This window comes from Photorhabdus bodei, assembly GCF_003287735.1.
Classification (GTDB): Bacteria; Pseudomonadota; Gammaproteobacteria; order Enterobacterales; family Enterobacteriaceae; genus Photorhabdus; species Photorhabdus kayaii.
In genome coordinates this window covers 216,966-238,868 of record NZ_NSCM01000003.1, presented here as the reverse complement: position 1 = coordinate 238,868, position 21,903 = coordinate 216,966, and the positions used below count along the sequence as shown (strand labels likewise).

At 42.9% G+C, this 21,903-nt stretch carries 20 protein-coding genes and 3 pseudogenes; 10 read left to right on the top strand and 13 right to left on the bottom strand.

The genetic code is table 11. The features are described from left to right. The 3 genes and pseudogenes from CKY02_RS25520 to CKY02_RS25510 form a co-directional block, all read left to right on the top strand. A partial coding sequence (locus CKY02_RS25520) for a reverse transcriptase domain-containing protein (RefSeq protein WP_275658199.1) occupies positions 1 to 482 on the top strand: 482 nt, incomplete at its 5' end. Positions 483 to 575: 93 nt separating this feature from the next. After that, entirely contained in the window at positions 576 to 1,130 is a 555-nt protein-coding gene (locus CKY02_RS25515) for a group II intron maturase-specific domain-containing protein (protein WP_240001989.1), read from the top strand. Between the two features lie 84 nt (positions 1,131 to 1,214). Beyond that, positions 1,215 to 1,376, top strand: a pseudogene (locus CKY02_RS25510) (IS982 family transposase); the annotation flags it as partial. Between the two features lie 87 nt (positions 1,377 to 1,463). On the opposite strand, the pseudogene CKY02_RS26605 reads toward CKY02_RS25510, so the two are convergent. The 4 genes and pseudogenes from CKY02_RS26605 to hdfR form a co-directional block, all read right to left on the bottom strand. Further along, positions 1,464 to 1,601: pseudogene (locus CKY02_RS26605) on the bottom strand (IS982 family transposase); the annotation flags it as partial. A gap of 37 nt (positions 1,602 to 1,638) precedes the next feature. After that, a complete protein-coding gene (locus CKY02_RS25290) occupies positions 1,639 to 1,980 on the bottom strand; it encodes a hypothetical protein (protein WP_205068462.1) in 342 nt (113 codons plus the stop codon). A gap of 439 nt (positions 1,981 to 2,419) precedes the next feature. Further along, positions 2,420 to 3,139: pseudogene (locus tag CKY02_RS04500) on the bottom strand (IS982 family transposase); the annotation flags it as partial. A gap of 437 nt (positions 3,140 to 3,576) precedes the next feature. After that, positions 3,577 to 4,413, bottom strand: coding sequence for an HTH-type transcriptional regulator HdfR (gene hdfR / locus CKY02_RS04495; RefSeq protein WP_112894375.1), 837 nt, complete (start codon positions 4,411 to 4,413; stop codon positions 3,577 to 3,579). Between the two features lie 125 nt (positions 4,414 to 4,538). Here hdfR and CKY02_RS04490 point away from each other — a divergent pair, with 125 nt between their 5' ends. Further along, complete coding sequence (locus tag CKY02_RS04490; protein WP_112877337.1) at positions 4,539 to 4,877, top strand: MaoP family protein; 339 nt, start codon at positions 4,539 to 4,541, stop codon at positions 4,875 to 4,877. Between the two features lie 47 nt (positions 4,878 to 4,924). Here the strand turns inward: CKY02_RS04490 and CKY02_RS04485 are convergent, their stop codons facing one another. Beyond that, positions 4,925 to 6,448 carry a YifB family Mg chelatase-like AAA ATPase gene (locus CKY02_RS04485; protein ID WP_112877335.1) on the bottom strand — a complete coding sequence of 508 codons (1,524 nt, stop codon included), beginning with the start codon at positions 6,446 to 6,448 and terminating at the stop codon, positions 4,925 to 4,927. A 657-nt stretch (positions 6,449 to 7,105) separates the two neighbouring features. Between CKY02_RS04485 and ilvL the strand changes: the two genes are divergently transcribed. The 6 genes from ilvL (at position 7,106) to ilvA (ending at position 13,690) form a co-directional block, all read left to right on the top strand. Beyond that, on the top strand, positions 7,106 to 7,204 hold the full coding sequence (ilvL, locus tag CKY02_RS04480; protein ID WP_071647081.1) for an ilv operon leader peptide: 99 nt from the start codon (positions 7,106 to 7,108) through the stop codon (positions 7,202 to 7,204). A gap of 138 nt (positions 7,205 to 7,342) precedes the next feature. Next, positions 7,343 to 8,989, top strand: coding sequence for an acetolactate synthase 2 catalytic subunit (gene ilvG, locus CKY02_RS04475; protein WP_112894374.1), 1,647 nt, complete (start codon positions 7,343 to 7,345; stop codon positions 8,987 to 8,989). After that, positions 8,986 to 9,243, top strand: coding sequence for an acetolactate synthase 2 small subunit (gene ilvM / locus CKY02_RS04470; RefSeq protein ID WP_011148754.1), 258 nt, complete (start codon positions 8,986 to 8,988; stop codon positions 9,241 to 9,243). The genes ilvG and ilvM overlap by 4 nt, the downstream gene beginning before the upstream one ends. Before the next feature lie 23 nt (positions 9,244 to 9,266). Next, complete coding sequence (locus tag CKY02_RS04465; RefSeq protein ID WP_011148753.1) at positions 9,267 to 10,193, top strand: branched-chain amino acid transaminase; 927 nt, start codon at positions 9,267 to 9,269, stop codon at positions 10,191 to 10,193. Between the two features lie 67 nt (positions 10,194 to 10,260). Then, on the top strand, positions 10,261 to 12,111 hold the full coding sequence (gene ilvD, locus CKY02_RS04460; RefSeq protein WP_112894373.1) for a dihydroxy-acid dehydratase: 1,851 nt from the start codon (positions 10,261 to 10,263) through the stop codon (positions 12,109 to 12,111). 4 nt (positions 12,112 to 12,115) lie between these two features. Continuing rightward, the gene (gene ilvA / locus CKY02_RS04455; RefSeq protein WP_112894372.1) at positions 12,116 to 13,690 is read left to right on the top strand and encodes a threonine ammonia-lyase, biosynthetic; all 1,575 of its coding nucleotides are present in this window, start codon (positions 12,116 to 12,118) and stop codon (positions 13,688 to 13,690) included. A gap of 137 nt (positions 13,691 to 13,827) precedes the next feature. Here ilvA and CKY02_RS04450 read toward each other — a convergent pair whose 3' ends face one another. The 8 genes from CKY02_RS04450 to CKY02_RS04415 all read right to left on the bottom strand — a co-directional run bounded on the left by CKY02_RS04450 (position 13,828) and on the right by CKY02_RS04415 (position 21,900). Next, entirely contained in the window at positions 13,828 to 15,345 is a 1,518-nt protein-coding gene (locus CKY02_RS04450; protein ID WP_112894371.1) for a DHA2 family efflux MFS transporter permease subunit, read from the bottom strand. Between the two features lie 7 nt (positions 15,346 to 15,352). Beyond that, positions 15,353 to 16,525, bottom strand: coding sequence for a multidrug efflux MFS transporter periplasmic adaptor subunit EmrA (emrA, locus tag CKY02_RS04445; RefSeq protein WP_112894370.1), 1,173 nt, complete (start codon positions 16,523 to 16,525; stop codon positions 15,353 to 15,355). A gap of 322 nt (positions 16,526 to 16,847) precedes the next feature. Beyond that, positions 16,848 to 17,591 carry a 3-oxoacyl-ACP reductase FabG gene (gene fabG, locus CKY02_RS04440; RefSeq protein ID WP_112877325.1) on the bottom strand — a complete coding sequence of 248 codons (744 nt, stop codon included), beginning with the start codon at positions 17,589 to 17,591 and terminating at the stop codon, positions 16,848 to 16,850. Positions 17,592 to 17,647: 56 nt separating this feature from the next. After that, complete coding sequence (locus CKY02_RS04435) at positions 17,648 to 18,463, bottom strand: MaoC/PaaZ C-terminal domain-containing protein (protein ID WP_112894369.1); 816 nt, start codon at positions 18,461 to 18,463, stop codon at positions 17,648 to 17,650. Beyond that, complete coding sequence (locus CKY02_RS04430) at positions 18,460 to 19,725, bottom strand: beta-ketoacyl-[acyl-carrier-protein] synthase family protein (RefSeq protein ID WP_112894368.1); 1,266 nt, start codon at positions 19,723 to 19,725, stop codon at positions 18,460 to 18,462. The genes CKY02_RS04435 and CKY02_RS04430 overlap by 4 nt, the downstream gene beginning before the upstream one ends. A 154-nt stretch (positions 19,726 to 19,879) precedes the next feature. After that, positions 19,880 to 20,116, bottom strand: coding sequence for an acyl carrier protein (locus CKY02_RS04425; protein ID WP_112877319.1), 237 nt, complete (start codon positions 20,114 to 20,116; stop codon positions 19,880 to 19,882). Positions 20,117 to 20,356: 240 nt separating this feature from the next. Beyond that, positions 20,357 to 21,547, bottom strand: a complete 1,191-nt coding sequence (locus CKY02_RS04420; protein WP_112894367.1) for a cysteine desulfurase family protein — start codon at positions 21,545 to 21,547, stop codon at positions 20,357 to 20,359. Continuing rightward, a complete protein-coding gene (locus CKY02_RS04415) occupies positions 21,544 to 21,900 on the bottom strand; it encodes an iron-sulfur cluster assembly scaffold protein (protein WP_011148743.1) in 357 nt (118 codons plus the stop codon). The genes CKY02_RS04420 and CKY02_RS04415 overlap by 4 nt, the downstream gene beginning before the upstream one ends. Positions 21,901 to 21,903 lie beyond the last annotated feature (3 nt).

Genomic DNA, 21,903 nt, shown 5'->3' with positions numbered 1-21,903 from the left:
CCCTCGCGGATTTTGAATCAAACCTAAAAGGGAATTTGTATAAACTCTGGAACCGCCTGTCATCAGGTAGTTATTATCCACCTCCGGTGAAAGGTGTCGCTATTCCCAAGAAGTCGGGAGGTGAACGCCTACTGGGTATTCCTACGGTAGCGGATCGCGTGGCGCAAATGGTGGTCAGGCTTCATTTCGAACCGCTTGTTGAACCTCATTTTCTGCCGGATTCTTATGGCTACCGCCCGAATAAATCGGCGATTGATGCCATCCGAGTCACAAGGCAGCGATGCTGGCAGCAGGATTGGGTATTGGAGTTCGATATTAAGGGCTTGTTTGACCATATTCCACATGATTTACTTATGAAAGCGGTGAGGAAACACACAAACAGCCCGTGGATCTGCCTGTACATCGAACGCTGGTTAACGGCACCGATGGAATGTCATGGTGAAGTGTTATTCCGAGAGAAAGGGACACCGCAAGGCGGCTGATTAGTCCGATACTGGCAAATTTATTTCTGCACTACGTTTTCGACAAGTGGATGCAGAAATATTATCCCCGGATGAAGTGGTGTCGCTATGCAGATGATGGACTGGTTCACTGCCAGAGAAATCTGGCAAATGCTGGAACAACGTTTCAGGGAATGTGGACTGTTACTGCATCCGGACAAAACCCGGATTGCTTATTGTAAGGACGTTGAACGAAAGGGAAAATATGAACAGACCAGTTTTGATTTTCTGGGATATACCTTCAGACCAAGGTTGGTCAAGAATCGTAAAAGAAACAGTTTGTTTGTGAGTTTTACACCGGCAGTCAGCAAAGCGGCCCAAAAAGCCATGAGATTCAAAATCCGTAAGTTGAAGATCCGAATGCGGACAGAACTGAACCTGATACAGATGGCAAACTGGCTAAACCCCATGATAAATGGCTGGTTGAACTATTATGGTCAATTTTGTCGATCGGAACTGTATAAGGTTTTCAGGCAACTCAACAAAGCGCTGGTGCGCTGGGTTAGACGAAAGTTCAAGGCACTGAGCAGACACAAAACCCAAGCCTCAAAACTTCTTCAAAGGATTGCAAAGGAGCATAAGGGGTTGTTTGCCCATTGGCGAGCAGGAATGACAGGCGTGTTTGCTTGATGGGAGCGGTATGAGTCGAGAGGCTCACGTACCGTTCTGCGAGAGGCTGCGGGGGCAGTTCCCGCGGCCTACTCACCCGGTCTGGATCAGCTCAAAAATATTTCTCAGATAGCGCATTCAAGACACCGCAGTCAGCTCGGTTTTTTATTGGAAATCGTCGCTGGCTTAATTGCTTATACATTCCAACCTAAAAAACCGAGCTTGAATTTACGGGATTGTGATATCGCTATTTTTAAACGAAGCTGAGGTTAATTATCTATTGTCAAAGTGAATTCTTATAGATAACTTTTTAGACTTTTTGGCAATTTTCATACTAATTAACCCGAATTCTGTTTAAATCGTCACTGAAAAATCGTCTTCTGAGTAGAAAACTTTCAGTGATGGTTTCTTCCATTTAAGGCAGTAAGCAATCAAACCGCCTAAAACGGTCAACATAAATCCTTTTATACTTCGGTGGCGCGAATGCTCTATTACACGATCCACAACAGTGGGAATACCCAGCAGGCGTTCACCACCTGATTTCTTGGGAATAGTGACACCTTTTACCGGGGGCGGATAATAGCTGCCGCGATGATAAGCGGTTCCACAGGTTATATAGATTCCCTTTTAGGTTTGATTCAAAATCCGCAATGGTTCGACCGTCCACTCCCGCCACACTCTGATTGGCTTTGACCAATAATCCGGCACGGTGCACATCCCTTTTATCAATGACAAACGGTTTTGCCTTAACCCCAGCATCTCCTCCTGTCTGACAGTTGGATACCGGGCAAGGCTGCTTGACGTGACCCCTTCGCTCCACATTCATTACAAATATTTCCTCACTACTACGAGTCACTCCGCCCCGTATCATTCATCGGTACTCTCATCACTTGTCAATTTAGTGAATTGCATTTCTCCCTTGACATCGTGATGACGGGTTCCCGCGGTTCCTAGAAAGAGCCCGATACAAAGTCACGCCTACTCTACGCCGGACACCACCTGCGTAGCATTCGGGATCCACTCGCAGATTTATTCCGGAAGATAGAAACGCCCCGGTTTTGATGTCAAATCTCTTCTTTACGACGTGTCCACATAGGTTCGGTTTTACTCGTCTCTTTGTACCCTCCTGCCGAACTATTGTTCGCGCTTTAACTTCAACGCTCACGACCAGCGCTCTTTATGGCAGCCGCTTGAGGGGGGATGAAGCCAGCTTCCGACAGCAGACTTCGGTGGACCTGCCACCATCTCTTCCTGAGCTTATGCCACAATCTTACGCTTATTCCTTATGCAGCAAGTTTGTATGCCTGCGGTACACTTTCGATGATAAAACGCTTTGATAACATTACTTTATCCCACTCAGCTTGCATACACGCTTTCATGTTTCGGCGCTTTTTTGTGATGAAAGTGACACCGATTTTGGCTAAATCGTCAGCGAGCTCCTGACTGAGATACCTCTTGTCGGCGTAAAGAGTACCCGTTAATTCTGTTGTTAATTCGCGAACAGGTTCCCGATCATCCACATTATCGGCGGTAACTTTAAGCGCCAGAATTTCGCCCTGATGGTTAACAACCAAATGTAATTTGAAACCGTAAAACCACCCCATTGAGGTTTTTCCTCGTTTTGCTATCCCCTCAAAAACCTTATGACGGGGAATACGGATGTTATGACAAACCCGCAAACTGGTGGAATCAATTAAAGCAATGCCTGTGGGTTTCCCTTTTAATTGAGTCAGATAACTGCATAGTGGCACCAAAAAGGAAGGGGCCACACTGACAAAACGAGGATAGCTGAGCAAGGTGGGAAAATCGTTGTGGTGATATTTCCAAATATGTTCTAGATAAAAATTTTTAAAATCACGGTAATGTGACAGATGAAAAAGGATCAAAATGGTCATGATTTCACTGGGATACATGTGACCTTGTCGGCGGCGTAAACGATGCCCGCTATCGAGATAAAATTGTTCCGATTGAGAGATGAAAAAACGGCAAAAATCATCGACATCACAGAAAATTTTAACTAACTTATTCATAGCCTGTTCCACCTCGGAGCTGTTTTTGGTGTGCACCAAAACTTTGCTCCTGGAACAGGCTTCTCGTCAATTTCTTATCCAGAATTCGGGTTAGTTAAAGTCCTTCTGAACTAAGTGTCTAGAGGATATGTACGAATGGATCTTAGCTAATATTTTGATTGTGAAAATTTTCTTCTTAAGAAAAGCTCGGTTTGAAGGAAAGGATACCTAAAACGATAAGGTGGGAACACTACGTCTGATTCAGGTTATACTATACGTAAGGATTACTTAGTAAATAGTAGCTATATGTGGGAAGATAGTAAAAGTAATCCCACCTTATGCTCGATCTGAAATTTCTTTCTCCTTTACTATTTTCATTCCTGTTTTCGTATAGTATTGCTATCCATAAATTTTGCAGAACATATATTTGCTAATTAAATGATTTACATGGATGCTTCTTAACCTCTTGTAGGAGTATGTATGATAGGTATTTTTAATAGCTGTTGAATGAATGCTTGCTGATCATTCTTTTGTAGCCATATGGCATATAATGGGCGTTCAATTAGTTCAGTATTTGGATAGGAGACCAGCTCTGGATATTCATTTTGCCAGTGTATTGGTAAGAAGGCGGCTCCTCTTACGCTATTGAGTAGTTGGCGGGCTATATGTGCTGAAGTGGTTGTGATGGTAGGTAACTGCTCACTTTTTAAAATCCGTTGTTCTTGATGATGGAAATCAGCTCCCCATTCTAGCTTGATGTAATTTCTAATTTGGTATTTCAGATTTTCTTCTGTTGTTAATAACTTCAAGCAAATATTTCCTAATAATAGGCTTTGGAACTCATCCATTTTGGGGGGTTCGGTAGTGATCAACAGATCTAACTCACGTGAATGAAGCTGTTTAACAAGGGATTGCCGTGTAGAAACCCGGGATTCCAATCTTAATTCCTGATGTTTTTTATAGAAGCCTTGTAACCAGGAAGTTAAATATGCTTCCCATAGTGATGCAGTGGCACCAATTGTTAATTCAATATGTTGAGAAGCATGCATTATCTCTTTTTTAGCCAATAGCCAGGTGCTCATCAGTGATTCTGCATAGGGAATAAGGCGCTCTCCTGCTGCTGTAAGACGGATGTTATTGCGGTGGCGAGTGAAAAGATGAGTACCTAATTGATTTTCTAGTTGGCGTATGCGAAAGCTAACTGCTGATTGCGTCAGGTACAGTGATTCGGCTGCCCTCCCAAAGTGACGAGTTTTACTGACTTCCAAGAAGGTTTTCAGTAATTCAGTGTCCACATATATCTCCAATAATATTTATCGTTAAGATTTAAATTTTTTGTTTTACAGAACGCTAGGCCTATCTAATACTCCGCGCCATAATTGGCATGATAGTAACAGTACCAGAATTAGGAGTGTGTCAGATGGCCGAAAGCTTCATCACGACTAATCGTTTTTTTGATAACAAAAATTATCCTCGCGGGTTCTCCCGCCATGGCGATTTCACCATTAAAGAGGCGCAATTGCTAGAGCGCCATGGTTATGCGTTCAATGAGTTAGATCTTGGTAAACGCGAGCCTCAAACAGAAGTAGAAGAGCTGTTTGTTGCTGTTTGCCGGGGTGAGCGGCAGCCTGTGACAATAGAAGAAAAAGTATGGACCAAATATCTTGCAAAGATTAGTCGTCCAAAGCGTTTTCATACTCTTTCAGGCGGTAAGCCCCAGATCGATGCTTCTGATGACTATACCGACACCGATGATTAATATTATCACAAGTTATGAATATTAGGGGCTTTGCCCCTTTTTCATTGCTAACCTGATTGTTTTTGTAATTGTATTAATAATCTGTCCATACTGCGATAGCTTAAGGCTTCCATGATATGTGGTTTTTCTATCTCTTTTTTTTCTTCTAAGTCGGCAAGTGTCCGGGATGTTTTCAGAATTCGGTGCCATGCTCGGATTGAAAGCCCTAGTTTTATTAGAGTTTGTTCTAGAAATACAGCATCGTCAGGTTTGAGCTTACAAAATGTCTCTGTCTCTTTACTATTCAGATGAGCATTAATTTTTCCACAACGTTTTAGTTGTATTTCTCGTGCTGCTAGTACTCTTAATCTTACATCTTTGCTGCTTTCGCTTGGTCTAACAGGGCTACTCAATGTTCCAATGGGTAACAGGGGAACTTCAATTGAGAGATCAAAACGATCCAAGAAAGGACCAGAAAGTTTCGCTAGGTATCGAAGTATTTGCTGAGGACTACTTCGATTTTTAATGCCCTGATGATAGCCTGTAGGGCTAGGATTCATTGCTGCTATCAATTGAACTTGGGCAGGAAAACAAACTTTTGCTCTGGCTCGGGAGATAATTATTTCCCCTGATTCCAGCGGTTCTCTGAGAGCATCAAGGACTCTGCGTTCAAATTCAGGTAGTTCATCTAGAAATAGCACGCCGTTGTGAGCAAGTGAAATTTCACCAGGTTTTGGAAGTCCTCCGCCGCCGACTAGAGCTGCCATTGAAGAACTGTGATGAGGCGCTCTAAATGGGCGTGTATGCCATTGTTCAGGTGGAAGGTAGGTATCCATCAAGCTATTGATAGCGGCAATCTCAAGGGCCTCTTTGTTTGTTAATGGTGGTAATAGACTACATAGCCGGCTTGCCAACATTGTTTTTCCTGTCCCTGGTGGGCCAAGTAGCAAAAGATTATGTCCGCCTGCGGCTGTGATTTCTAGGGCGCGTTTTGCTTGTTCCTGGCCAATAATATCCTGCAGATCCGGTTGTGATGGTTCTGTTAAGGATTCATGTTGGATTGGTGCTGTCAGCAGTTGTTGTTCTCCCTGAAGAAAGTGACAGATATGCAAGAGATGTTCTGTCATTAACGTTTCATTCTGAGATAAAATTGCCAGCTCCATTGCGTTTTCTGTTGGTAGAATAAGTTGTCTTCCTGCTTCTCCTGCGCTGAGTGCGGCTGGAATTGCGCCGTTAACTTTCCGTAAACCCCCGGATAGAGCGAGTTCACCAAGAAATTCGTAATGACTTAGTTTATTGGTAGGTATTTGTTCTGAAGCGGCTAAAATAGCGATAGCGATTGGCAAATCATAACGGCCACCTTCTTTGGGAAGATCTGCGGGTGCAAGATTGACGGTGATTCTTTTAGGCGGATAGGTAAACCCGCTGTTGATCAACGCGCTTCTGACACGATCTCTTGCTTCTTTTACGGCTGTTTCAGGCAAACCAACTAGGGTTAATCCAGGTAAACCATTACTAATATGCGCTTCAACGGTAACAATAGGGGCGTGAATACCTATAGTCGCTCGGGTATAAATAACAGCGAGGGCCATCCTATTCTCCTTAGTAAGAAAGCGTATATGATGGACTGAAATTAGATAATAAATAGTTTTCTATTATTTTTTTGCGAAGCAGCTCTAATAAATATTTTTCGAAGCAACTATAAAAATTTTATTTTGTAATTTAAATCAAATGATTTTTATTTTATTGATTTAAATGGTTTAATTTTTATTATTTTAATGTTTAAATCATTGTATCTATTATCTTTATATTCTTATTTTGAGGTTTTTTTATTATTTTAGTTATGTTTTAAGATTGATTTTTCATTTGTTGAATTTAATTTAAATTCAAATTTATATATATTTTTACAGTGGATGAATTTAGTATGTTATATCATCATGCTTTATTTTTAATGAGAAGTTTTTGTTACCCAAGTGATTAATAACAAGCTCTTTATTTTTGATTATAGTCGGATGATTTGTTTTTTATGTTATCTATTAATGTGTTGTTTTGTTTATATCTAATCAGTTAGTTTTTATCACTTAAATCGGTCTATTTACTGGATAAATAATCCATATAACAAGTATTTAATTGAAAATAAATAGTATTTTTTTATATCGAGTAATAAAACAAAATAAATGTTGTCAAGCTATGAAGAACGTGATAACTCTTAAATATAGATTAAACAAACGAATTAAACGACCAAGATTATGAACACATTTGTCCTAGTGATTAGCCTAATTATTGTCAGCGTGGTGGTGATTATTATCCCACCGTGCGGGGCTGCACTTGGACGAAGAAAGGCTTAGAATAACAGCCAGATCTCTCGAAGACCCCCGCACCGAAAGGCGCGGGGGTTTTTTTTCGACAAGCAAAATCCGGTAGAGACGGAAACATACAACAGAACAAAATCTTGTCTCACAGGGTAAACACAGGGGATATGAAAAATGAACGGGGCGCAGTGGGTTGTAAAGGCATTACGAACGCAAGGGGTTGATAAGGTTTTTGGCTACCCTGGTGGTACGATCATGCCGGTTTATGATGCTTTGTACGATGGTGGTGTGGAGCATTTGCTTTGTCGGCATGAACAGGGGGCAGCTATGGCTGCGATCGGTTATGCGAGAGCCAGTGGTAAGCCGGGAGTTTGTATCGCTACATCGGGACCGGGAGCAACAAACTTAATCACTGGATTAGCCGATGCATTGTTAGATTCTGTTCCTATTGTTGCTATCACTGGTCAGGTTGGTTCTGAATTGATTGGAACTGATGCCTTCCAAGAAGTCGATGTTTTAGGCCTCTCCCTTGCTTGTACCAAACACAGTTTCTTAGTGGACTCACTGGAAGATTTACCTCGAATTATGGCGGAAGCCTTTTCTATTGCCACTAGTGGTCGACCTGGCCCAGTTTTGATTGATATTCCTAAAGATATTCAGTTGAAAGAGGGGAATTTGGTACCACATTTGGTACCCGTTGAACAAAAGGAGCCCTGCTCGGAAAGTGAATTAGAACAAGCCCGGAAAATGATTGCGGCTGCGGCAAAGCCAGTGCTGTATGTCGGTGGTGGAGTAGGGATGTCTCAAGCAGTTTCTATTCTGCGAGATTTTGTTGTGGAAACAGGTATGCCGGTTGCTTCTACGTTGAAAGGCTTGGGGGCTGCCGATTCAGAACATCCATGTTATCTGGGAATGCTTGGGATGCATGGTTCGAAAGCGGCCAATCTTGCCGTTCAGTCATGTGATTTGTTGATTGCTGTAGGTGCTCGTTTTGATGATCGTGTGACTGGCAAACTCAATACTTTTGCTCCGTGTGCAAAAATCATTCATCTGGATATCGATCCGGCAGAGTTGGGTAAATTACGTCAGGCTCATGTGTCGTTACTGGGGGATGTGAAGGTATTATTGCCCCGTTTGCAACAGCCATTGTCAATTATGCCCTGGCAACAGGAAGTTAAGTATCTGAAAGCTGAATATCCTTGGTGTTATGACCATCAGGGAGAGAGTATCTATGCGCCTTGGTTATTGAAGCAGGTTTCAGATCGTAAAACATTTAATACGGTTATTACTACCGATGTTGGACAGCATCAAATGTGGACAGCTCAGCATATGACTTTTGATGGGCCTGAAAATTTCATTACATCTAGTGGATTGGGCTCAATGGGATTTGGTATCCCTGCTGCAATTGGTGCTCAGATTGCTCGACCGGAAGATATGGTGATTTGTGTATCTGGAGATGGCTCTTTCATGATGAATGTTCAAGAATTGGGGACAATTAAACGCAAGCAATTACCAGTAAAAATTTTATTGTTGGATAACCAGCGATTGGGAATGGTGCGGCAATGGCAGGAGCTGTTTTTTGATAAGCGATATAGTGAAACGACATTAACAGATAACCCCGATTTTGTCACATTAGCGAAAGCTTTTGGTATTCCTGGGCAACATATCACAGATAAATCACAGATTGATGAAGCGCTGAATGCATTATTCAGCAGTAAGGGCCCTTATTTATTACAGGTATCTATTGAGGAATTAGAGAACGTTTGGCCGTTAGTTCCTCCCGGTGCAAGTAATGAAACTATGTTGGAGAAATCATTATGATGCAGCATCAACTTGCAATCCATGCTCGTTTCCGTCCTGAAATATTAGAGCGTATCTTACGGGTAACGCGTCATCGTGGATTTCAGATATGTTCCATGAATATGGATCAAACAATGGATGGCGATAATGTTAATATCGAATTAATTGTTGCCAGCCAAAAACCGGTTAATTTGTTGTCTTCACAACTGACTAAATTAGTGGATGTCGCTGGCGTCAAGATCCTGCAACAAAAATCACAACTCATACGTGCATAACGTAGAAATAAAGGAATAAGAGAATGACGAAGCAATCCGATTACATTTGGTTCAATGGTGAGATGGTTCCTTGGGCAGATGCTAAAGTTCACGTAATGTCCCATGCTTTACATTACGGTACATCTGTTTTTGAGGGAATTCGCTGCTATGACTCTCATAAAGGGCCAGTGGTTTTCCGCCATCGTGAGCATATGCAGCGTTTACATGATTCTGCAAAGATTTATCGTATGCCGTTGAACCAGAGTGTCGATGAATTAATGGAGGCGTGTCGGGCAACTCTTCGTAAAAATAATTTAGTCAGTGCTTATATACGTCCATTGGTCTTTATCGGTGATGTTGGCATGGGGGTTAATCCACCTGCCGGTTATAAAACTGATGTCATTATTGCCGCCTTTCCGTGGGGAGCTTATTTGGGAGAAGGCGCATTAGATCAAGGAATTGATGCGATGGTTTCTTCATGGAATCGTGCGGCACCAAACACAATGCCAACTGCGGCTAAAGCTGGTGGCAACTACCTGTCTTCGCTTTTAGTGGGTAGTGAAGCTCGTCGTCGTGGGTATCAGGAAGGTATTGCACTGGATGTTTCTGGTTATATCTCTGAGGGTGCGGGTGAAAATCTATTTGAAGTAAAAGATGGCATATTATTTACCCCACCATTTACCTCCGCTGCATTACCAGGAATTACTCGTGATGCCATTATCAAACTGGCGAAAGATTTAGGGCTGGAAGTGCGTGAGCAGGTATTGTCGCGCGAATCACTGTACTTGGCTGATGAAGTTTTTATGTCTGGCACAGCGGCTGAAATCACACCCGTTCGCAGTGTTGATGATATTCAGGTTGGTATCGGTAGATGTGGACCTATTACCAAAAAAATTCAACAAGCTTTCTTTGGCTTGTTTGATGGCACGACAGATGATAAATGGGGCTGGTTAGATCCAGTCAATCCTTAATAGAACTATAAATAATTTAACGGGCGGTTCGTTCCCCGCCTGTTTTGATAATACGGGAGTGAAGATAATGCCTAAGTACCGTTCTGCCACTACGACTCATGGCCGCAATATGGCAGGAGCTCGCGCTTTATGGCGCGCGACAGGGATGACCGATGCAGATTTCGGTAAACCGATTATTGCAGTAGTTAACTCATTTACTCAGTTTGTTCCAGGGCATGTTCATTTGCGGGACTTAGGTAAACTGGTTGCGGAACAGATTGAAGCATCAGGCGGTGTTGCAAAAGAGTTCAATACTATAGCGGTGGATGACGGTATCGCAATGGGGCATGGTGGTATGCTCTATTCTCTGCCGTCACGTGAATTGATCGCTGATTCTGTTGAATATATGGTGAATGCACATTGTGCGGACGCTATGGTGTGTATTTCCAATTGTGACAAAATTACACCAGGAATGCTGATGGCAGCACTACGTCTGAACATTCCGGTGATTTTTGTTTCCGGTGGTCCTATGGAGGCGGGTAAAACTAAATTGTCAGATCAGATTATTAAATTGGATCTGATCGATGCAATGATCCAAGGCGCGAACCCGAAAGTCAGTGATGAGGATAGCAATCAGATTGAGCGCTCAGCTTGCCCAACTTGCGGTTCCTGCTCAGGCATGTTTACTGCTAACTCTATGAATTGTCTTACAGAAGCACTGGGTTTGTCTCAACCGGGGAATGGCTCATTACTGGCTACTCATGCAGATCGTAAGGTGCTGTTTCTGAATGCAGGCAAACGCATTGTTGAGTTGACTAAGCGTTATTATGAACAAAATGATGACAGTGCTCTGCCGCGTAGTATTGCAACGAAAGCCGCATTTGAAAATGCAATGATGTTGGATATTGCAATGGGTGGTTCAACAAATACTGTGCTTCACTTACTGGCTGCGGCGCAGGAAGGGGAGGTTGATTTCACTATGGCGGATATTGATCGTTTGTCTCGTCAGATCCCTCATCTATGTAAAGTTGCACCAAGTACACAAAAATACCATATGGAAGATGTTCATCGTGCTGGTGGTGTGATCGGTATTTTAGGTGAGCTGGATAGAGCGGGTTTGCTGAATCGTCAGGTTAAAAATGTTTTGGGTCTGGATTTGTTACAAACGCTTAATCAGTACGATGTGATGCAGATGGTAGATGAGTCAGTGAAGGAGATGTATTCGGCAGGCCCTGCGGGTATCCGTACTACTCAGGCATTTTCACAAGATTGTCGCTGGCCTTCGTTGGATACTGACCGTGTGGAAGGGTGTATTCGCGACATTGAACATGCCTATAGTCGGGATGGTGGTCTTGCTGTTCTATTTGGTAATTTGGCTATAGATGGTTGTATTGTAAAAACCGCCGGGGTTGATGAGGGCAGTCTGACGTTCCGTGGGCCAGCCAAAGTTTACGAAAGTCAGGAAGATGCGGTTGATGCGATCTTGGGTGGAAAAGTCGTTGCTGGTGATGTAGTGGTCATTCGTTATGAAGGGCCAAAAGGTGGGCCTGGCATGCAGGAAATGTTGTATCCGACGACTTATCTAAAATCCATGGGGTTAGGGAAAAGTTGTGCATTGATTACCGATGGGCGTTTTTCTGGTGGTACCTCGGGTTTGTCGATCGGTCATGTTTCTCCGGAAGCGGCTAATGGTGGGCTAATCGGTTTGGTTCAAGATGGCGATATTATTGATATTGATATTCCACGGCGGAAAATTCGACTTGATGTAGATGAAAGGGTACTTGCTACCCGTAAAGAAGTGGAATTTGCCCGCGGTGATAAATCGTGGACACCGAAAGCTCGTGAACGTCAGGTATCGTTTGCCCTGAGAGCTTATGCTTCATTGGCGACCAGTGCGGATAAAGGGGCTGTCCGTGATAAATCTAAGTTAGGGGGATAATCGCATGGCTGCATTTCTTCCCTTAACTTCCGCACCAAATGGTGCGGAGTATTTGAAAGCGGCATTAAGTACGCCGGTTTATGAAGTTGCTCAGGTGACGCCCTTGCAGGAAATGGAGAAAATTTCTGCCCGCTTAGGAAATACTATTTTGGTAAAGCGGGAAGATCGGCAACCTGTTCACAGTTTCAAGCTCCGTGGTGCGTATGCCATGATTGCAGGTTTGACTGAGGAACAAAAAAACCGGGGAGTGATTACTGCGTCAGCCGGTAACCATGCTCAGGGGGTTGCACTTTCTGCCAATCGTTTGGGAATAAAATCTCTGATTGTTATGCCGGTTACTACCGCGGATATTAAAGTCGATGCAGTCCGTAGTTTCGGTGGTAAGGCTCTGTTGTATGGTGCTAATTTTGATGAGGCTAAAGCTAAAGCAATAGAAATGGCACAACAGGAGGGCTATACCTTTATTCCTCCGTTTGATCATCCCGCTGTAATCGCAGGTCAGGCAACACTGGCGATGGAACTTTTGCAACAGGATGTGCGCTTGGATCGCATCTTTGTACCTGTTGGTGGTGGTGGCTTGATTGCTGGAGTGGCAGTGTTGATTAAGCAACTGATGCCAGAAATTAAAATCATTGGGGTGGAAGCGGAAGATTCAGCTTGCCTGAAAGCGGCAATGGAAGCTGGACATCCGGTAGATTTACCACGAGTTGGCTTATTTGCTGAGGGTGTTGCTGTTAAGCGTATCGGTGATGAAACATTTCGTTTGTGTCAGCAATATGTGGATGATGTTATCACGGTAGACAGTGATGCTATTTGTGCGGCGGTAAAAGATCTGTTTGAAGATGTACGTGCGATTGCTGAGCCATCCGGTGCATTGGCGCTAGCTGGATTGAAAAAGTATGTTCAGCAGCATCAGCTTAAAGGTGAACGACTGGCACATATTCTTTCTGGCGCTAACGTGAGCTTCCACGGGTTACGCTATGTCTCTGAGCGTTGTGAATTGGGCGAGCAGCGGGAAGCATTGCTGGCAGTGACTATTCCTGAACAGAAAGGGGGTTTCCTGAGTTTTTGCCAGAAATTGGGCGATCGGGTGGTAACAGAGTTTAATTATCGTTATACGAATGCGGATCCTGATCAGGCTTGTCTTTTCGTTGGTGTTCGCCTGAGTCGTGGTGAGGTAGAACGGCGGGAAATTATCGAGGAATTATGTACCGCAGGATATCAGGTTGCTGATCTTTCAGATGATGAAATGGCAAAATTACATGTTCGTTATATGATCGGCGGTCGTCCATCTAAGCCATTGAAAGAGCGCTTGTTTAGTTTTGAATTTCCTGAATCGCCAGGGGCTTTGCTCAAGTTCCTACAAACTTTGGGAACTCACTGGAATATTACGTTATTCCATTATCGCAATTATGGTACAGATTATGGCCGGGTATTAGCGGCATTTGAATTGTCAGGAGCGGAAGTGCGTTTTAAGCGTCATCTTGATGCATTAGGCTATGCGTATCACGATGAGACGGATACCCCCGCGTTTAAATTCTTTTTAATGTGCCAGGCGTCTGAAGCAGCCGGAGGTTGATCGGTGTCTTGGTAATGAAAAAACATGTTCTATAAAACGACAAAATAGCGCCTGGATAAGGTGCTATTTTGATAAGATTTAATATTCGCCTAGGTTCCACTGGAAAGAGCTCTATAATAAATTCTTTGATTATTGTGCTATTTCTTTTCTCCAACAGTGGGTTTTGCCAACCAGATAAAGATCAGCAAGATCAGAAAAATAAAGCCAAATAGCCAATAAATCTCGTTAGCAGCAATAATCAATCCCTGATTAGTGATTTCACGTGCCAGAGAGTGACTGACTTGGGTGTGTGACATCCCTAGTTGTTCCATTTTTTCATAGGCTTGTTGGGCAATAGGATTATGGGGAGTTATCGATTCAGTTAACTGAACGTGGTGGACAGCTTCGCGACGGGACCACATGGTGGTGGTAATTGAAGTACCTACGGATGTTGCCAGCGTGCGTAAAAAGTTGAACAAGCTACCGGCAGAGGCAATTTTAGCGGGTTCAACGTCAGATAATATAATGGCTGTTAGTGGCATAATTAAACAGGCGATAGCAAAGCCCTGAATAAATTGTGGCCAGGCAGCGGTGGCAAAGTCCATTGATAGCTCAAAGGTATTCGTTCTCCAAAAGAAACAGAGTGCAAAAATGATAAAGCTAAACATAACCAAATAACGCATATCAATTTTTGAACTAAAACGACCAATGAGTGGAACGAGCATTATCGGCACTATTCCTAATGGAGCCATTACCAATCCTGCCCAAGTGGCTGTATAACCAAATACCATTTGCAATAGTTGAGGCTGCAAAACCAGAGTGCCTATATGGAGTAGGAAAGCCAAACTGATACATAAAGTACCGATAGTAAAATTACGTGATTTAAATAGTGATAAATCAATGATCGGATCATCATCGGTGAATTCCCAGATGATCAGGAAAGTTATGGCAATAACTGAGATAATGGCTAATGCAATAATTTCTGTTGAGTTGAACCAATCAAGCTCTTTTCCTCTATCAAGCAATAGCTGAAAACAACCAACACCGATGACCAATAAAATTAGTCCTACGATATCAATTGACCTAGCTGTTGTTTCAGTTTCCCGGTCTTTTAACAGCATCCAGGTGATAGCAATGGCAACAAAGCCAACTGGAACATTGATGAGAAAGATCCATCCCCAATGGTAATTGTCGCTGATCCAACCGCCGAGTATCGGACCACAAACCGGAGCGATAACGATAGTCATTGACCACAGTGCCAATGCCATATTGCGTTTTAGCGGAGGATAGTTGTTGAGTAGCAAACTTTGCGAAAGGGGCATAATTGGCCCGGCTGAGATACCTTGTAGAACGCGGGAAATGATCAACATTTCCAAGCTATTAGCAATACCACATAACCAGGAAGTGATCACAAACAAGATCATTGAAATTAAGAAAACCCGGACTTCCCCGAACCGTTTTGCTAACCAGCCAGTTAATGGGATAGAGATCGCGTTAGCAACAGCAAATGAAGTAATTACCCAAGTACCTTGTGATACTGATGAACCCAGATCTCCAGCAATTGTTGATATTGCAACGTTAGCAATAGTCAGATCCAATATTTGTAAAAAAGCGGCTAATGCTAAAGCCAGGGTTAGCCAGCCAAGTTTGGCTCCTGATAATGGCTCTTTTAGCATGTTAACCTCACTTATTTTGACTGGTATTAACTTGAATGATTTCGTTAATTAGCTGATCAATTTCTCCGGTGTTGTAAGTTAAGACGTTGGTTTCATAAACAATGCCATTACGAGGCGTGTCGGCAAGCACCAGACCATCCCGATTTCGGGTATCAACCGTGGCGTGCATGGATAAACCGATGCGTAAAGGATGATCGATAAGTTGTTGTGCTTCTAGTTCAACCCGGACAGGTAAACGTTGAACCACTTTGATCCAGTTACCGGTGGCATTTTGTGCTGGTAATAAAGAAAATGCACTGCCAGTTCCCATATCAAGACCAACGATCTGACCTTTATAAATGACATCATTGCCATAGAAATCGCTAATCAGTGTTACGGGTTGACCAATACGGACATTGGCGAGTTGAACTTCTTTAAAGTTAGCTTCGACCCAAAGTTGATTAGCGGGTACGATAACCATCAATGGAGCGCCACTTTTTATTTGTGAGCCTACTTGAACACTGCGGCGTGAAACGTATCCTGTTACCGGCGCTACAATCTGGGTGCGCTGTAAGGTTAACCATGCATCGCGGAGTTGGGAAGCGGCCAGTTTAATGGCAGGTTGTTGATTTAATGGGGTGTCTATAACTAGTGCTTTGTTAGCATAATATTGTTGTCGGGCAACATTTAGCTCAGATTTTGCCATTTGCACGCTATTGCGGGAATGAATCAGATTTTCTTTGGCGATAGCACCTGTGAGTCCCAGATGTTCACGACGTTTTAAATCATCTTGAGCCTGTTGTAATGCCGTTTGTTTGAGCGCAATATTAGCCAATAGTTTTTCATTATCAATAATGGTTTGGTGAGTTTGTCTGACATTATTAGCCAATATATTTTTCGCTCGCTCAAAAGCATGTTCCGCATCAATAGAGTCTAAACGTAGCAAAATATCGCCTTGCTGAACGAAGTCGGTATTATCAGCATAAATAGCGGTTACGCTGCCGGTGATCTGGGCCATTACTTGTACCTGATTACCAACAACGTAAGCATCATCAGTTGCTTGATAATGACGTAATGAAATAAGCCAATAGGCGAAGTAACCTAACCCGGCAAAAATAAATAAGAGAGTTGCGAGGATCAGTGTTAACTTACGTTTTGACTTTTTCTCATTAAGCGGAGGTGATTGTATTTCTCCGTCCATGTGTTCTCTCCCATCACAGTGATTAAAAATAAATTCGTCTTAATTAATGTGCTTATATTTGATTAAACACCTTGGAGTCGACTACAAGGTCAAGCCCTTCTCATCTGATAAAATGAAAATTGCTAATATTTAGCACTTAACGCCAAAAGCATGATTTAATATTAAAATTGTTTATTATCGTTATTAACATTTATCAGAGAGGCTGGATTGTCTATCTGGTAATGATTAACAGTATTTTGTGTCAGTACCCAGAACATTTATCTGGGTACAAATAATCACATAATAGGGATACGAAGCCATTGATGTTAATTATTTAACTGACTCAGGCAGTCATTCCTCCATCAATAACGAATGTTTGCCCGGTGATGTAGCGTCCTCCGGGGCTGAGCAGGAAATTGATTGCCAGAGCAATATCTTCCACTGAACCTAAACGGCCCAATGGAATGGTAGATAACAGTTTTTTCCTGTGTGATGCAGGGATATGATCCAACATTTCAGTATCAATCAAGCCAGGCGCAACGGTATTGACTCGAACATTAAATCGGCCAACTTCAACCGCTAACGAGCGGGTAATACCGATCATAGCGGCTTTGGTTGCAGCGTAGTTAACTTGCCCTGAGTTGGCTTTAAACGCAGTGACTGAGCTTATGTGGATAATGCAGCCTTCTCCCGCAGTAATCATTTCAGGGAGAAAAGCGTGATTAACTAAATAAACAGAAGAAAGATTGGTAGAAATGACATTGTGCCACTCTTCTTCTTTCATATTTATCAGTAATGCATCTTGTGTAATTCCGGCGTTATTGATGATGGCATAGGGAGAGCCATATCGTGAGATAAGCTCTGTTGACAATGTTTTGACTTCTTCGGCGTTTGAGACATCACATTGATAGCCCTCACAGCGATAACCTTGCTGTTCAATTTCCTGACATAATGTTTGAGCTTCATTTGTGCTTGATTTATAGGTAAAAACCACGTGATAGTTCTGAGCAGCCAGCATTTTTACTATGCCTTTGCCAATACCACGTGATCCTCCTGAAATAAAAACCCAAGGGGTGCTGATACTCATTAAGTTATTCCTCTAAATTTTTGCCATCCGTCTGCCAATACCGCATTCATTAAATCTTAGTTGGCAATCTGCTTTCTTTTTGTTGTTCCCATCAGACTCATCTCAACAACTAAAGAGATTTTGCCATTCAGCCAGATCGGGATTTCCAACGTACCGTATAACGAACCATCAACGTCGAATGTATCTTTTGGTAGGATCGTATATTCGATATTTGGCATTTCATCTGGGATTTGGCGATTAAGCAGCGCTGGAGAGAAACTCACAGTGTGCATAACATGCAAAACAATGAGATCTTTGAGGCATGTTTCATCATGTTCTTGTTTGCCAAAATAGGTTTTAAATTCTGTTGCTAGTGCAGTTTTGGCACTTTGCTGCATAAAAAGATAAAACATCAGAGCATCAAGAAAGATCCAGAATTCATTGACTTCCGGAAAGGTATGTTTAAATTCGATGGATTTTTTTATTGTCTCTTGTATGGGAACTTGGCAACGTGGTTTTTCGGGAAAGCTAGTTTTTTGTGAAAAATCGAAACAACTATAGTGACCAACTAGAGGTTTCAGGTTGGTTGTTTCGTCTTGCAGATTAAAGGTCGTTTTCCCATTTCGGTCAGTGTGCTTAGTTTTGACGCAATAGCAGGCATCCAGAGGTACGGGATTGCGTAAATTAACGTGCCACTGTCTGCCCATTTCCCCATTTGGTTGTGACAGATAATCGTATCCGCTTTTGAGCGGGATCATTGCCAGCATGCCGTGTACTGCAATACCACCCAACCCGACTTCTCTAGCGATTTTTTCATCAAAATGGATAGGATTGTAGTCGCCAGAGAATTTAGCCCATTGACTGAGATCTTCTTTACGAAATTGAACGTTCATCTGTCGGCTTTCCTGAAAATAAGTGCACAGTTTGTGCCACCGAATCCGTAGTTAACATTTAAAGCAGTGTCAACAACTTGGTGAGTTCGGTGGGTATTGGGGACATAATCCAGATCGCATAGCGGATCAGGGTTATTCAAGTGCATCGTTGCGGGAATTGTTGCTGTCTCTATCGCTTTGAGACAGAAAATGGATTCAATTGCTCCGGCTCCGGCAATAAGATGGCCTGTATAGGATTTTGTACTGGAAATAGGGATACGATAAGCGTGCTCGCCCAGGCTTATTTTTAGAACATCGGTTTCGTTAATGTCGTTTAATGGGGTTGATGTCCCATGAGCATTAATATAGTGAATATCTGAGGTGGAGAGCTTGGCCTGTTCCAGCGCCATCTGAATCGCCATGACCCGTCCTTTGCAATCTGGTGCCGGGGCTGTCATATCTGACGCATCAGAGTTATTGCCATAGCCAATCACTTCCGCCAGTATTTTGGCTCCCCTGGCAACAGCGCTGTCATAGTCTTCAAGGCATAATATTGCGGCACCTTCCGACATAACAAAACCACTACGATCTTTACTGAATGGGCAGCAGGCCTTTTCGACAGATTCCTGTTCTTTACTCAATGCTCCAAGAATGTCGATACTCCAGACAATGAATGGATCTCTGATGCTTTCACCGCCCCCTGCTAGCATCATTTTAGTGCGTCCACTACGGATAAGTTCAAACGCATCACCTATCGCCATACTGCCAGTTGCACAAGCTGCAACCGGGGTATTTTGATATCCCCGTAAATTCCAGTTCATTGAAATTGCCGCTGTCCCTACGCTGTGCATAGACATAATATTGGTCATAGGTGAAGCAATGCCTTGATCAGCATAGGAATGGCTGTTTTCAACGGTTGCATCTTCTCCACCCCAGCCAGTGCCAAAAATGACGCCGCATTCAAAAGGAGAATAATTTTCGTCAAGAGCGGCTTTATCGTGACCAAATGCCATCTTGATTGCTTCATCCGCAGCAATCAGCCCAAGTTTGCTGAATTTGGGCAGGTTCTTTAATAACTTTTTGGAAAACCGAGATACATCAGGAGAAAAAGGGATATTGCCGAAAAACTTTGCTACGACAGAAACGTCTGGGTGGTCTTCCTTTTTGTAGCCTACACGATAGTTTAGAATTGCGTCCCAAATTTCTTGGGTATTTTGCCCAAGTGAACAGATAGAACCATAGCCTGTGACGGCAACGCGGTGATAGCCTGTTTGAATATTCATGAAACATTATCTCCAAAATTTATTTCCTGGTGACATGCTTTATTTTTAATACAACCAAATAATAGGATTGGCAGATAAAAGCATCATAAAAATGAATGTTAGCTGCATTGTGATATCGTCATAGACAGCTAACATCCAAGTGCATTGGTGATGATTATTTTGTTAATTCACTGACATAATTGACGAAATCACCGATTGTCGTCGTGTTATCTCGTTGGAACTTATCGAAATTCAGTTGAATTCCCATTTCTCTTTTTAAAGCAACCTGAATAGAAACAAAATCCAGACTCACCAGATGAATATCATCAAGCAGGGTGTCAAGAGTAATATCTTCTGGTTCGATATCAGTTAATTCAGTAATTTGAGATTGAAGTAATTCAAATAGTTTCATATTAATGTCCCCTAAAAATTTGAAAAATATTGGTGGAGCTTAGGTGCAGGAATATATACCCGTTATCCTTCAAGTTGCCTCTTTGTTGGCTGCACTCGCTCACCCCGGTCACATAGTTAGCTGTGCTCCCGGGGATTCGCTCCCTTGCCGTCGTGATGCATCTTGAAATCTATAGGGTGTAGGTACCAATTAATAAATGCGTTATTCCTGCCACACCGTTTTTTAAATATCGTTTTGCTATTATTCCTGGGTGATTAAAGATTTCCCTGAAATTTTAAGTAAGTTATATGTTTCTTGTTTGATAGCGCTAGCCAATATCTCAATATCATCTTGGCTTGTGGTATATCCGAAACTGATGCGTACCGCACTATCAATACGATCATCGGGGAGCCTCATAGCAGCCAGAACATGAGAACGTTGTGTTGATTTGTTATTGCTACAGGCTGATCCTAAGGATAAAGAGATGCCGTAACGTAAATCTAGCCTGCTGGCTAGCGATTCAGCACGAATACCAGGGAAACTTAAATTGAGAGTCCAAGGTGCCTGAAACGCTGGATTGGTATTACCATTAATTAGGTAGTTAACATGATATTGATCTAACAGAGATAGCAAGGTTGTTCTGAGCGTTTTGTAAGTATTGAAGCGTCCTTGCAAGCCGTTCAGTGATTCTTTAGCTGCTGCTGCCAGTCCAGCAAGTCCTAAGGTGTTCTCAGTGCCGCTGCGTACTCCTTGTTCTTGCCCTCCACCATGTAGCAAGGGATTTAATTGAATGCCTGGTGCATGGTAGAGCCCGCCAATACCTTTCGGGCCGTTAAACTTATGGCCGGAGAAAGATACGGTCGTTACGCCGGAAAGTGTGTCACAGCTAAAAGGAAGCTTACCAATAGCCTGTACTGCATCGATATGTAGATAAACACCGGCCTCTTTTGCTAAAGAGGCGACCGCTTCATAGGGCTGGATCACGCCGGTTTCGTTGTTAATCGCCATCAATGTGATCAGACGTGTTTGTGGCCGTAGGTTTTCCTGGATACTTTGTACACTGATCCGTCCTTGATTATCGGGATTGATCAGCGTTAGCTGGAGCCCGCGTTGCTGATACCAGAGTAACGGTGCCAGAACAGACGGATGCTCAATGGAAGAGCTAATAACATGATGAGCAGACAGATCCGAATCGGAAAGTGTTGCTAACAAGCTGGATAAGGCTTGGTTATTACTTTCGGTTCCCCCTGATGTAAATAGGATTTGCTCAGGGACTGTGCCCATCAATGCAGCCATCGATCTTCTAGCGTCAGTGAGCAACTTTTTCGCCGTGCCGCTTAAGCTGTAGTGGCTAGACGGATTAGCAAAAATAGACATTGCGTCTTTAATCGCCAACTGCGCTTTAACACTTAGCGGTGTTGTGGCGTTGTAGTCGAAATATAGACTTGTCATATTTTTCCCTTTAGCTGCTCAAATAGCTTATGCAGCATATCAAGGCAGTGTTGCTGTGCGGGTTCTAACTCGCCTAATAATGCATCTATTCCCTCAGGCGATAATGCATTCAATTCTTCGAGAGTCTTACCTTTAGCATGACGACAAAATTGGTTAGACATTGCCAGGGAGGCGGTACATCCCCATGCACGAAAACAGGCATTATTTACCCGCCCTTGGTTATCCAGTGTCAGGTCGATATCAACCTTGTCACCGCATACAGGGTTACCTAATGCCAGTTTAATGGTGGGGGCGGATAACGTCCCTTGGCAGTCAGGATTGCAAAAGTTGTCAATAATGATGTTGTTAAACATAAT